This window comes from Calditrichota bacterium (assembly GCA_020637445.1).
In the GTDB taxonomy this organism is placed as follows: domain Bacteria; phylum Electryoneota; class RPQS01; order RPQS01; family RPQS01; genus JABWCQ01.
This window is the reverse complement of record JACJVZ010000001.1, coordinates 1,557,201-1,570,262: the sequence shown is the minus strand read 5'-3', so window position 1 is coordinate 1,570,262 and position 13,062 is coordinate 1,557,201. Positions and strand designations below refer to the sequence as shown.

Below are 13,062 nucleotides of genomic sequence, written 5' to 3'. Positions count from 1 at the left end.
GCGGCCCTTCTCTTTTTCGAAGAGCAATATCACCAATAGAGTGCGTGACTGATTCCGAAAGACAGTCCGCGAGTCGAACTGAAGAAACCGTCGTGCCACGATGCGCCGAGATCCAGACTATAGTGCGAAGTCTCAATGCCCGTTCCGATTGAAAACCGCGTGCGCAACGGTCCGCCGGTTCCCAAGCCGCATCGCGCGACCCACGGCCCGGCTATCTTGTATTCGCCGCCCGTAGAAACTTCCACGCCCGTCTTTCCTTGCGCGCTCGCCTCAAGTCTACCGCGCAGCGTGCCGACGAACATCAATTTGGGTGAATATTGATAGCGTCCAGAAAATTCAAGTATGGTCGGGATTTTTGACTCGACATTTCCGCCTGTCACCGCATCGGAACTGGATTGGAAAGCCCGCGACACGTAATCTTCGTCGTCGAGTGAATCCACTATCAGTCCGGTCGAGTCGATTTCGAAGGCGTCGAGCGTCGCTTCGTCCACGACCCACGTGATGCTTCCACCGATCTGCTTCAGCGCCGCGCCGACGGACCATTGGTCATTCAACTCCGCCAACAGACCGAGGTCGAAACCAATTCCGTCACCGTTGGTCGCGTGGACGCGCTGAATCGCGCCGTATCCCGTCAACAGAGAATCCGTCGCCTGCAATTCTCCCGATGCGTCCGTAATCTTGTCGAAAAATGCACCGAGATAAAAGTGAAACCCGATACCGCCGTAAAGTCCTTTGAGATAATTTTGGTCGAACTTGTAACCCACGGCGACTCCGGCGTCGAATATTGTGTATTGTTCGCCGCCGAGGTCTTCGATCTTGTAACCGCGGTTAAGTTGATTCCCGTAAAGCGCAAGCTCAAACAGCTCTTTGTCTGCGGCAACGTTGAACGCCGTTTCCTCCGAAAATTGAAACGCCGCCTGTTTGTAAATTCCGCCCAGTATCGGTACAGACACCGTTCCTGACACGCGCAATCCGTCGTCCGGGATTTGATCAATGATCTCGCGCTTGTCCGCCGCGGTCAAATAACGGTCCTGCGCAATCTGATCATTCCATTTTGAAATACTGAAGGCATTGTTAGCGGCGCCAGCTGAGAGCCGAGGCAAATCGATGCGCCACGAGCGACGGGTCGGCTTCGCCAAAATCGCCGCATTCCCGTGAAGCACGTCGGAAGACCACTCGTGCAAATCGTAAGCTCCGCCGAAACCGATTGAACGGCCCGACGGCATTTGTGCAATCGCGGATGTGCAAGCCAATAGTAAAATGAGGAGAGTTTTCATTCAACCTCTCCCGGATTCACTGTGTAAACCAGCCGCGCAATCACTTGTACGTTCAGATAATCTCCGCCGAATACGATTAGCGTATCTCCGATTCCCGTCGTGGCCAAAATCTGTGTTCGAACGTAAAAGTTGCCGGAATTGAAGTAATTGATCCACGTGTCGGTTAAAGATATTTCAAACTGTGCGTGCGACGCCTCGATTGCGCGGCCGTCTTCCATGACCGGCCACGGAATCTCCACGTCGTACAACGTATCCACGTCTGCGCCCGAATCCTCAAGCACGTTGTTGCTGTCCAAATCCGCTACAAGGAAAATCCGCCCGCCTATCGGCAGCTTGTTCCAGACCTTCACCGTCGCGTCGCCGCTCACGATGTCTTCGAGATCGTTCGTGTCTACTTTTTCGACGGTCCCAATGGGCTGCAACGTGTCCGTCAACACAACTGCCAGCGCCGCGCGCAGCTCCAATGCGAAATCGACGACCGAGTTGTTATAGAGTGCAACGTCACCCGAAATCGTCGAATTGCCGTGCGTCACCAACTTGTCGGGATACTCAGCAAGCAAATCCGCCAATCCCGAAATCGTCTCGCTCGAATCTTCCACAAGCGGCAAGTTGTCAATCTCGATCCTCCGCTCGCCGATCGGCACGCCGCCAAGCGACGTCGTCGCGTCAACGGACGCGTTCATGACTCCGCCAATTCCGCGTTCAACTACCGCCCGCGCTTCCACTTCCAGCGGCCTGAGTACGGTCCAACCTTGCGGCGGACGGTCAATCACAGTCTCAAGCGTATCCAAAGGCAGCGACAGTTCATGCAGGGTGCCCGCGAAATACTCCAACGGCAAACGTTCGACTTCGACCCGCGCAAATACGCGCTCGTCGCCGCCCGAAAATTCTCCCGCTTCCGTTCCCGCGGGAGTGTGCGATATCAATTCCCCGAGAATCGTTTGATCCGTTTCGCCGTCGGGTCGAAGCCTGAATTGCTCGAGTGAAACGCTTACTGTCGCCGAGTCACCCGGCAGCAAGAATCTCGACACCACAAGCGTGTCATTTAATCTGCTCGTCAAATTGGGAATTCTGAGCATCACCGTGTCGGCAAATTGAGTCTGGTTGCTGAGCGTGATGATCATGTTGCCGCTGGCGATAATCGCGATGTCAACGTCGTGCTGCTGGTCGATCGCAAGCGAGCTGTCGCGAGTGACGGATTGCTCGGGCGTAACCCCGTAAAACCGCGACGCCGTAACCGTATCGACTTGAAGCGTCACCGCTATCCGGTCTGTCGAGTCCACCAGTATCGCCGATCCTCCGCGGCCAACGGCGTCAAGGGATAAATCGAATGTCCCCGAAATCAACGCGTCATCCAAATTAGTGTCAAAAACCCGCTGACCGTCCGGCACAAGCGAGTCTATTGTGGCGATTGATTTGTCACCCGCGTGAATCTCAATATTCTCGATGGAGTAGGGAAGACGGTTCGCGACGACGAGCCGGACTCTGCCCGTGTCCACGACCAGACTGTCATACCCCGCAGGCAGCGGCAGATGCATCACATAGTTGAGGATGTGTACAGGCAAATTCTGAGTCGTGCCGTGAAGCGATGCGATGTCAGCATTCAGTTGGCCGAGAGAATATTGCAGTACCGTATCGTAATCCAGCGGTGACTCTATCGCGTTCACCAGTCGTTGAATCGTCAGGTCCAATGGCTTGACGTAGAGCGAGTCCCTGACCGGAGCTGAGATGTCCGTCCACGCGCTGAAGTAGACCGAACTGTCTTCATCCATCCCAATTCCCGAACCAACCCGCCGCAATGTCGTGTCCGCGTCCACCAAATCCCACACACCGTACGTGCGCACGCCAAATGGAACATACAAATCCACGTTCCACCACATATCGCCCGGCTGCTGAGGCAATTCACATCCTGCCACAAATGTCATCGCCCATATAAACAAAAGACGGAGCATGCCCCGTCTTTTGTTCGTCTTGTCGTGTGGACAAAACATCACGTTCCCATCTCCCAAGCGGCCAGATATTTCTTCTGGTCCGGAGTCAACTTGTCGATCTTGACGCCCATCGTTTTGAGCTTCAACGTCGAGACAAAATCTTCAATGCTTGATGGCACGTCGTGAACGTCGACCGTGAGCTTCTTCGCGTTCTTGATCGCGTGTTCGGTCGTCAGAGCCTGCGTCGCAAAGCTCATGTCCATTACCGAAGCCGGGTGGCCGTGCGCCGCGCCCAAATTCACGAGGCGGCCTTCGGCAATGATGTTCACTACTGAGCCGTTCTTCATCGTGTAACGGTCCACAAACGGCACCACGTTTTTCTCGACGCGCTTGGCGATTTCGCCCAAGCCCTTCAGATCGAGTTCGATGTCAAAGTGACCGCTGTTGCAGACGAACGCGCCGTCTTTCATCTTGCTGAAGTGTTCCGGACGAATCACGTGCATGTTGCCCGTCACCGTGCAGAAAAAGTCTCCGATCGGAGCAGCCTGCGCCATCGGCATCACGCGGAATCCGTCCATACGGGCTTCCAGAGCACGCACAGGATTGATTTCCGTGATGATCACATCCGCGCCGTGTCCCTTTGCGCGCATCGCCAGACCCTTGCCGCACCAACCGTAACCCGCGACGACAAAAACGCTTCCGGCGATCAGAGCATCCGTTGCGCGAATGATACCGTCAAGCGTCGACTGACCCGTTCCGTATCGGTTGTCAAACAGATGCTTCGTGTCAGCGTCGTTCACGGCAAACACCGGGAATTTCAGCTTGCCGTCCTTGTGCAGAGCCTTCAGACGAATCACACCCGTCGTCGTTTCTTCAAGCGACGCCACAATCTGCTCGCTGTATTCCACGTGAGTCGTATGCAATCCGTGTACGAGGTCCGCGCCGTCGTCCATCGTGATCGACGGATTGTGCCGCATACCCGCGTCCAAGTGCTGGTAATAGGTCTTGTTGTCTTCGCCCTTGATGGCGTAGACGCGAATTCCGAAATCCTTCACCAGCGAAGCCGCGACGTCGTCCTGCGTTGACAACGGATTCGATGCTACCAGCACGAGGTCCGCGCCGCCGGCCTTCAGTGTGCGCGCCAGATTCGCAGTCTCCGCCGTCACATGCAAGCACGCCGACATGCGGTGACCCTTCAAGGGTTTCTCTTTTTCGAATCGAGCGCGGATTTCGGCCAACACAGGCATGTCCCGGTCGGCCCACAGAATTCTATTTTTCCCCTTCGGAGCAAGACTTTCGTCTGCCACGTGGTGGCTCGGACCACTCGCGGCGGCAGAAGCCTTCTTGACTTTGGTTGCTGTTGCCATGTACTTCCGTTCTTTTATGCTAATGAATTCACTTTGTCCGTCTTCTCCCAGGAGAAGCTGTCTTCACTGCGGCCAAAGTGCCCGTAGGCGGCCGTCTTACGATAGATTGGACGGCGCAAGTCAAGCGCCGTGATGATCCCGCGCACCGTCATGTCAAACGTCTTGCGGATCTTCTTCTCGATTTCTTCGTCGGCCATCTTACCCGTGCCGTGCGTGTCAACCATAATCGATACAGGCTGTGCAACACCAATTGCGTAAGCCAACTGTATCGTGCAGCGCTCCGCCAATCCCGCGGCTACGATGTTCTTGGCGATCCAGCGCGCCGCATAAGCACCGCTACGGTCAACCTTCGTCGGATCCTTGCCCGAAAATGCGCCGCCGCCGTGAGGTACCCAGCCGCCGTACGTGTCGACGATGATCTTACGGCCCGTCAAACCCGCGTCGCCCTGCGGTCCACCGACGACAAACTTGCCCGACGGATTGATATAGACCTTTGCATCGGCGGCCATTTTGTAGCCTTCCAACACCTTGGGGAGCAACTCTTTTTTCATGTCCGCTTCGATCAATTTCTGATCGGCGGAGGGATCATGCTGCGTCGAAATCACAACGGCCGTGATTTCCACAGGCTTGTTGTCGACGTAGCGCACCGAAACTTGCGACTTGGCATCGGGACGCAGATAAGGCAGCTTGCCCGCGCGGCGGATAGTCGCCAGTTCGTGAACGAGCTTGTGCGACAACACGATCGGCAACGGCATCATCTCCGGCGTTTCCTTCGACGCGTAGCCGAACATCATCCCTTGGTCACCCGCGCCGTCCTTGTCGACTGCTTGAGCAATATCCGGGCTCTGCTTGTCAATCGTCGTCATCACCGCACACGTTTCATAGTCAAATCCGTAAGCCGCGTTGGTGTATCCGATGTCCTTGATCACACTGCGCACCAACGCCGGAATGTCCACGTAGGTGTGTGTTGAAATTTCTCCGCCGACCAAGGCCATGCCCGTCGTCACGAACGTCTCACAGGCCACTCGGGCCATCGAATCATCTTTCAACACCGCGTCCAACACGGCGTCCGAAATCTGATCCGCTATCTTGTCGGGATGTCCTTCGCTTACCGACTCACTGGAAAAGACAAATGTGCTCATTCTGAGTGCTGCTGCTCCGTCGTATGGTTAAACAAAATTGTTCTAAAGTTCGTCGCCGTCCCGGCCGCCTTCGATGATCGCGCTCGAATCACCAAGATTGTAGCGGTGGAAATTGCCTTTCACCACCGCGTTGTTTCCAACCAGCGATCCGCTTACCAAGGCATCCTCGACGTGTGCCCCTTCCCCCAATATCGCGTCACGCACCATCGCATTGCGGATCTTCGCGCCTTTTCCGACCGTTGCGTGCGGCCCGACTATCGCCTGTTCGATGATGGCGTCCGGATGGATAAATACCGGCGGTACAATCACAGCACCGTCGCGTTGCTCGACTGTCTTGCCGCTGCGGGTGTTCAGCAAATGGCGATTCGTGTCTAACAGCGTCTCAGGCTTGCCGCAGTCAAACCAATTCTCAACCCCAAAAGTCGAGATCGGAACGTCATGCTCGATCATCAACTGCAGTGCGTCCGTCAACTGAAACTCCCCTCGAGTCGTCAAATTGCGCTCGAACAGCATTTCAATCGCCGACTTCAAAGCCTGCGCCTGACGTATCAAATATATTCCCACGATTACCAAGTTCGACCGCGGATTTTCTGGCTTCTCCACCAAGCGGGTAACCATCGAGTCCCGCGTTTCAACCACGCCAAACCTGCGCGGATCATCCACCGTCTTTACGCCGATGGCCGACGTCCCGCTGTTTGCCAAAACTCCTTGCAAGTCGAATTCGAAAATCGTGTCACCTAATATGACCAGCACTTCCTGATCTTCAGGCGTCAATCCCAGATGCACGGCATGAGCAAGCCCGCGGGCTTCATGCTGTACGACGAATTCTGAAGGAATGGAGTAGTTCTCGCTGACATACCTCTCTATCAAATCGCCCATCGCACCCACCACAAGCGTGACGTGGTCAATACCAGAGGCAACTAAGTGATCGAGAATATGTCCGAGAATGGGTTTCCCGGCCACGTTGAGGAGAACTTTGGGCCGGGTGAAGGTGTGGGGCCGAAGGCGGGAGCCGACTCCCGCGACCGGAATAATTGCTTTCACAGAGGCTGTTTGGGAATCTTAAAGTCTTGTAATCTACAGATTTCCCTCGTATTAATCAAGCCCCGGTAAGGAGATTTTTAAGCCCTGTAATCTTCGGGATTTCCATGGGGTCCTCTGCGCGAAGGATCGCGAGGTACACGGTCGCAGCATCCATCAATAACATCAGACGGATGCCATGTTCTAAACGGCTCCCGCTTCCGAACAGTTCCGTCGGATCAAGCCTGAGTGTCGATACGCCCATCTTTTCAAGCATCTCTTCCATCGCCGGACGCGGATCAGAAAACGTCTTGCCCGCGGCCCATTCCCCGAGAAAAATCACCATCGGCGGCGGCAGCACCTGCGCCAAATGCGCGAAGGCTTCGACTTCGTTGTGGGCAAGTTCCGGCAAGTCCGACGCATGCGACCAAACTTTGCTGTTTTCGGCAAGCTGAGCTCTAAACCGGAATGCCAGCGCCGGACCCAACAGGCCGTCACAAGTATAGATCGACGGCGTACGGTCAACCAGCTTCACGGCCAAATCCAGCGCGGGATTCTCTTCGCGTGTGAGTTTCGCATAGCGCTCGGCGTCTTCGGCCAGCTTCTTCAAGGGCCACTTGTCTATCGCCGGGTCCATGAAATCGTACGTTCTCTGAAATAGCCGGTGGATCGCTCCCAAAGAGAATCCCACGGCCGCGCGGGGTGGATAGCCACCGGGAAGATTCAAAAACGGAATTCCCGACGAGTGTGCTTTTTGTTCGAGCCGTCCGCCGCTCGAAACTGCCAGCCAAACTTGTCTGTGGTCAACTTCCGTCAGAGCATGCACGGCCTCGACAGTATTCCCTGAATAGCTGCACACCAGTCGCGGTAACTGAGACGGCCGCATGTGCCTGCGCACGAATATCCGCGCATCCACCGCAGGTGGCTCCATCCCAAAGGCTTGCAACAAGTCCCCCGACACGGCGCTGCCGCCCAGCCCAAACCAATCAAGCAGCGGCTCCGGACGAAGTCTGTTGTGCAGCAAAAACTCGTCCGCAATCTCAATTCCGCGTTGAATCTGTGTATCAAGTTCCAAAGTCTTGCCCAGCATATCGCTCGGGTCAAGCTGTTTCAGTCGTGTTTCTGTAAGTTGAATCGCTTTGGTTGTTATCGTCATCGTTGTTTAGTCATTTGTTGTAGGGGCGGAAGGCATTCCGCCCGCTTAGTAGCGTTCTGCTCTCCCCCAAGAATCTGTGTGGCAGTCTTGAGGAGACTTAGGTAGCTTCTGAAAAAAGTTAACTCAATCTACTACTTCCCTGCCTCCGGCAGGGGATGAGCCGAGAATTTTCTGGAAACGACGGCCGGAGGCCGGCGGTAGTAGAAGAAAATCGATCACTCACAGCTCTTGGCGAAGCGCACTGGGTCCAGCGTCTACGCTGGTCAAGAGAACCAAATCGGAAGATCCGCAAATCTCTTTTTCAATTCACCGCTCATGTAGTTCAACACTTCCTGCGATGTGTTCATCTTCATGGCCTTCTTCGCGATCTTCTTGCACTCTTCGTAAGTCATGCTGCGAATGATTTTCTTGATCTCCGGAATCATCGCCGCGGTCATGGAAATTTCGCGCATCCCCAGACCCACCAACAGCGGAGTCGCCGCAGGCGATCCTCCCAATTCTCCGCAAATCCCCACGTGCACGTTCTTCTTCTCGCCCGCCTTGATGGTCATTTCAATCAGGCGCAGCACGGCCGGATGATAGCTGCGGTAGTACGAAGCGACCTGCTCATTCGCGCGGTCCGTTGCCACTGTGTACTGAATCAAATCGTTCGTGCCGATCGAGAAAAAATCGCACTCGTCGGCGAGTCGATCCGCCATCACTGCGGCCGATGGAATCTCCACCATGATCCCGACTTTCATCTTGGGATCAAAGGCGATCTTACGTTGATTAAGTTCGTTCTTCGCTTCCTCAAGCACGACTTTTGCTTCCCGCAACTCTTCGAATCCCGTTACGAACGGAAACATCACCCGCACATTGCCGCGCGCCGATGCCCGGAGAATCGCTCTGAGTTGTGAGCGAAACAAATCCCGCCGCGACAGCGACACGCGAATCGCACGGTAGCCCAAGAATGGATTCTTTTCCTCGCGGATGTTGATTCCCGCGTGGTACTTGTCGCCGCCTAAATCGAATGTGCGAATGACAACCGGATGCGGAGCCATGATCTCAGCAGCTTTGTCGTACATCGCAAACTGCTCGTCTTCAGTCGGCGTCGTTTCGCGCGTCAAAAACAAAAACTCGCTGCGAAAAAGTCCCACGCCCAATCCGCCGTGTTCGAGCACGGATTCGGCTTCACGAGGAAGCTCAATGTTCCCCCACAAGTCGATTTGCACACCGTCCAAAGTCATCGCCGGATCGTTCTTGATGTCGGCCAAATACCTCTGAAAACTCCGGAACCGCTCGCGCTTCTCGTCGTATTCGATGCAAGACTCGTCAGACGGATGCAGAATCACCTTGCCGCTGTTTCCGTTTAATATGATCGAGTCGCCGTCCTGCACTCGCTCCGATACATCACCGCAGCCCACAATCGTTGGAATATCCAAACTTCTCGCTAAGATCGCCGTATGCGATGTCAATCCTCCCACGTCGGTCACAATACCATGAACGAGCTTCTTGTCGAGATTCAGTGCTTCTGTCGGTGACAAATCTTCGGCCACCAAAATCACTTCGTGCGTCGGATGATCGGGAATCACGTCGCCTTCGCCGCGCAAAAATCGCAAGAGTCGCGTCCGCACGTCCCGCAAATCCGCCGCGCGTTCACGGAATATCTCGCCTGCCGACTTGCTGATCACTTCGATCATGTGACTGAACGAATCGTAGATGATATACTCCGCGTCAAACTGCTCGCGCGCGATTCTTCCTCGAACTTGGTCCTGAAAAACCTCGTCTTCCAAAATCATCAAGTGCGCGTCGAATATCTTGCCCACGGCCACTCCCGCCACGTCCAATGCACGTTCCCGCGACCGCTCAATCGCGGCGCGTGTGTTCGACAGTGCGCCGTCAAACCGCGCCAGCTCCTGCGGAACTTCAGACGGCGCCAATTTTCGCGGCAACACCTCAGGCTCGTCGTGAGTCATCTTATGCGCGATGCCAATGGCAATTCCCGGCGAGGCCGGTATCCCGCGCAGGATCTGTTCCTTCTTTTTGTCCCCGGTAACCACGAGTCTACTCCTCGTAGAATTTGTTTTCGAACAGAATGACCAATTCGTCCAACAGTTGCTGCTCATCCTCGCCGATGACTTCCAATGTTAACGAACTCCCGCGCGCCGCCGCGAGCATCATCACTCCCATTATACTCTTCCCGTTGACTCGCATGCCGTCCTTCAATAAGTAAACATCCGACTTGTATTTGGCGGCTATCTTGGTTAACTGTGCGGCGGGACGAATATGCAGTCCCAAACGGTTCAGCAAAGTGACTTCTTTTTGGATCACGGCAAAAGATGTGTTTGAGTATTCAAAAAGTAAATTCCAAATGAAAAGAGTATCGCAAAAAATGCGACGGTCAACGTATTCAGCCGCAATTTCGACGCGCCCAACATCAGCAAAAATCCTGCGCAGAACTGCATCCACGTCGTGGGACTTGGACCGAGCGAACTCTTTATTGTTCCCGCGATGACCAGTGACGCGGCGACGATCCCCAGTACGCGCAGGAACTTTCTGACTTTCGGCAGAGCAGGGTGGAGGGCAAGCTCGCTGACAGTCTCGCCCAACTCGAATCCCCGCTCGAATCCCCAGTTGCGGAAATTCCAAAGCGCCAAATTGTAAGTTAGCATCATCAACAGCACAAGCCAGCCCCACAAACCTTCGGCAATGTTGCTCCCCAGCAACAGAATTCCTGCGGCCAAAGCAAGCAGCGCAGGCTTGAAGCGTTCCCATATCAGACTGTCACCGATGGATCCGAGCGGCGTCGAAAGCGTTCGCTTCCATTCAGAGATATCAGCGGCCGCCGCAGCGTCCACGGACCCGCGCAGACGCTTCGCCAATGCCCCGAGTGCAATACTTGAAAACACCGGGTGCCCATTGATGAAACTGCCCGCCGCCCGCGTTTTCTCCGGATCGTGGTCGGAAAGCTCTGATCTGAGAGACATCAAATAGCCCGGCCCCTGCATCGTCTTGTAATTCAAGAATAGTTGCAGAGCCAGCGAGCGCAGTAAAATCGTCGTACGTTTGGGCGCGTCACTCATAAAAGCACCCAGCCCAGAAGTCCCCCAACCACAAGACTCCAAATCCAATCCCTGCGCGACACTAATTGCAAAAGTGATGCGGCCGCGCAGGCTCCCAAAAGCCCCGGCCACATTCCCGAACACAACGGATCGGTGCTTGTAACAATACTCTCGCCCGGACCAAGCGGATAAAACTGCCCAAAGTAAAGCCGCAGCACAAAATGTCCTACCGTGACTCCCAAGAGAGTCAGCGATGCTCCCGCCAGCACGTGTACTCCAAGTGCCGCAAGTATTTCACGTCCGCCGGATTTTCCTGCGGTATACGATTCAACGAACCGCGCCGAGATGCCGTTCATCGTTCGTCGCACAATCGGTGCGAGTTCGCGTCCCACGTGCGCGAAAATTAATCCCAATGCGGTACATAATAATAATACGATCCACGCCGGTTCGCCGGTCACTTCAGAAGGCGCGACACTCGCGGCTGTCGCCGTCGCAATGATGGCACCGACGTTTCCTTCCGCGAATTTCGCGGCTCCAATCTGCAAATTGGCCAACCACAAAAGTTCAAACAAGACTCCGAAGAACAAACCCACTTCGGGCCGGTCGACCAAAATTCCGTACAGCACACATGCCACAATCGGCTGACCCAAGAGCGTCTGCCCAATCACAGACGTATCCAAATAGATTATCGTTCCTGCGAGCGTGGCCAGCCACATAGTTTAGAATTCTCGTTCAATCATCAAATGCGCCCAATCCGCAAGCCAATCACGGTACTTCGTCTGCGGCAGCGGATCCAAAAATTTCATCCCGCGCTCCACATGCGCCCGCGCGCGCCGCGCTGTTTCTTCGATACCCCCCAAGCTGACAAACAGCTTTGTTACTTCTTCGATCTGATCCTGCGACGCGTGCACATTGCCCAGCGTTTCGTCGATCAGTTTCTTTTGTTTGTCGTCTGCCCGAACCCACGACTCCCGCGCGATTACGGTCCGCTTGCCCTCGCGAATATCCGCTCCCACGGGTTTGCCTAAGAGCTTCTCGTCGCCAATGATACCCAGAATATCGTCCTGCAACTGAAACGCCGCGCCGCATGCGCTCGTAAACTGTTCCAGCGTGCGCACGAGCGAGTGTTTCAGATCCGGAGTATTGAGTCCGATCGCTGCTCCCGAAGCTCCGGCAAACTCATAGAGCGCGCCGGTCTTCTTCCACAGCATGTCTTCGATCTGTTCACTCGTCAAACTTCCAATCGGCTCTTTGGAATACTGTACGTCCAACACTTCGCCTTCCACAAGCGTGCAGAGCACCCGAGTGTCCAGTTCGTTGATCAGAGTCAATGTCACGTCCGCCGCAATCCCGAACTTGCGTGTCAGTTCGGTCATCAAACTGATTCCCCAGCCGTGCTGCACGTCGCCCGTCAGCACCGCTATCGAGATCCCGTAGTGTTCCGAATCGCCGTTCTGGCCGAACCGCGCAATCGTCGACGGCTTCTTGGCAAACCGCTCATGTACGGTAGGGGCGCCGCGCCGCATCGGATCGCGGTCGATGATGTCGTCATGCACCAGCGTCCATGTGTGGAAAATTTCCACCGCTGCCGCCGCGCTGATGGCCTTCTCTTCTTCGCCGCCCACGGCTCCGCAGCAAAACAGCATGACCGCCGGACGCAACCGCTTGCCGCCAGACTCAAAATAGCACGTCACCGCTTCCCGAATATCCTCGGGCGAAAATAAATTCACGTACCGGGGGTGGAGGACATAGTCCTGCACCAACTGAACCCTCTCCTCAATAGCCTTAAATAACCGATCAGACACCCAGTTGCTCCGCGTAATGTTCGACTAACAAATAAAAACAAAGGCTTGGGAATTAACCCAAGCCTATATAATACACGAAATTCCAATAACTTGCAACCGTTTGTGAAGCGGTTTTTGCGTCGCCGCCTCCACATAACGATCTTTGAAGGCTTGTTTCGATTCTGTCGTCCTCTGTAAGGACCTATGTCGATGAAACGGAACCGATCATCAAGCGTGTGGGTACCCTGCTCTTCACTTTGCACGACTTGCGGCGGCACCTCCTGCAGGTACCCCTTCTGCTATTTGAGCAAGTACCTACGAACAAGGCCGACCAACTTCCACGA

General features: G+C 55.0%; 11 protein-coding genes. All 11 read right to left on the bottom strand.

Features of this window, described 5'->3' with window-relative positions; translation table 11 throughout:
• Positions 1-29: 29 nt before the first annotated feature.
• A complete protein-coding gene (locus tag H6507_06605) occupies positions 30-1,277 on the bottom strand; it encodes a hypothetical protein (GenBank protein MCB9368757.1) in 1,248 nt (415 codons plus the stop codon).
• On the bottom strand, positions 1,274-3,229 hold the full coding sequence (locus H6507_06600) for a hypothetical protein (protein ID MCB9368756.1): 1,956 nt from the start codon (positions 3,227-3,229) through the stop codon (positions 1,274-1,276). Before H6507_06600 ends, H6507_06605 begins: the two co-directional genes overlap by 4 nt.
• Before the next feature lie 38 nt (positions 3,230-3,267).
• The gene (locus H6507_06595) at positions 3,268-4,575 is read right to left on the bottom strand and encodes an adenosylhomocysteinase (GenBank protein ID MCB9368755.1); all 1,308 of its coding nucleotides are present in this window, start codon (positions 4,573-4,575) and stop codon (positions 3,268-3,270) included.
• A 14-nt stretch (positions 4,576-4,589) separates the two neighbouring features.
• Complete coding sequence (locus H6507_06590; GenBank protein ID MCB9368754.1) at positions 4,590-5,717, bottom strand: methionine adenosyltransferase; 1,128 nt, start codon at positions 5,715-5,717, stop codon at positions 4,590-4,592.
• Positions 5,718-5,759: 42 nt separating this feature from the next.
• Positions 5,760-6,761, bottom strand: coding sequence for an NTP transferase domain-containing protein (locus tag H6507_06585; GenBank protein ID MCB9368753.1), 1,002 nt, complete (start codon positions 6,759-6,761; stop codon positions 5,760-5,762).
• A gap of 55 nt (positions 6,762-6,816) precedes the next feature.
• Positions 6,817-7,893, bottom strand: coding sequence for a hypothetical protein (locus H6507_06580; protein ID MCB9368752.1), 1,077 nt, complete (start codon positions 7,891-7,893; stop codon positions 6,817-6,819).
• Positions 7,894-8,156: 263 nt separating this feature from the next.
• A complete protein-coding gene (ptsP, locus tag H6507_06575; protein MCB9368751.1) occupies positions 8,157-9,932 on the bottom strand; it encodes a phosphoenolpyruvate--protein phosphotransferase in 1,776 nt (591 codons plus the stop codon).
• Positions 9,933-9,936: 4 nt separating this feature from the next.
• On the bottom strand, positions 9,937-10,203 hold the full coding sequence (locus tag H6507_06570) for an HPr family phosphocarrier protein (protein MCB9368750.1): 267 nt from the start codon (positions 10,201-10,203) through the stop codon (positions 9,937-9,939).
• On the bottom strand, positions 10,200-10,955 hold the full coding sequence (locus H6507_06565; GenBank protein ID MCB9368749.1) for a PTS system mannose/fructose/sorbose family transporter subunit IID: 756 nt from the start codon (positions 10,953-10,955) through the stop codon (positions 10,200-10,202). The genes H6507_06570 and H6507_06565 overlap by 4 nt, the downstream gene beginning before the upstream one ends.
• Positions 10,952-11,650 (bottom strand): PTS sugar transporter subunit IIC, encoded by a 699-nt coding sequence (locus H6507_06560; protein MCB9368748.1) that lies wholly within the window; start codon positions 11,648-11,650, stop codon positions 10,952-10,954. The genes H6507_06565 and H6507_06560 overlap by 4 nt, the downstream gene beginning before the upstream one ends.
• A 3-nt stretch (positions 11,651-11,653) precedes the next feature.
• Positions 11,654-12,739: a polyprenyl synthetase family protein gene (locus H6507_06555; GenBank protein MCB9368747.1), complete on the bottom strand. Its 1,086-nt coding sequence runs from the start codon at positions 12,737-12,739 to the stop codon at positions 11,654-11,656.
• Positions 12,740-13,062: the final 323 nt, after the last annotated feature.

Excerpts from the sequence above, each read along its gene's own strand:
- H6507_06560 (MCB9368748.1), bottom strand. The coding sequence starts at position 11,650 with ATGTGGCTGGCCACGCTCGCAGGAACGATAATCTATTTGGATACGTCT.
- H6507_06580 (MCB9368752.1), bottom strand. The coding sequence starts at position 7,893 with ATGACGATAACAACCAAAGCGATTCAACTTACAGAAACACGACTGAAA.
- H6507_06565 (MCB9368749.1), bottom strand. The coding sequence starts at position 10,955 with ATGAGTGACGCGCCCAAACGTACGACGATTTTACTGCGCTCGCTGGCT.
- H6507_06600 (MCB9368756.1), bottom strand. The coding sequence starts at position 3,229 with ATGCTCCGTCTTTTGTTTATATGGGCGATGACATTTGTGGCAGGATGT.
- H6507_06605 (MCB9368757.1), bottom strand. The coding sequence starts at position 1,277 with ATGAAAACTCTCCTCATTTTACTATTGGCTTGCACATCCGCGATTGCA.
- H6507_06590 (MCB9368754.1), bottom strand. The coding sequence starts at position 5,717 with ATGAGCACATTTGTCTTTTCCAGTGAGTCGGTAAGCGAAGGACATCCC.
- H6507_06595 (MCB9368755.1), bottom strand. The coding sequence starts at position 4,575 with ATGGCAACAGCAACCAAAGTCAAGAAGGCTTCTGCCGCCGCGAGTGGT.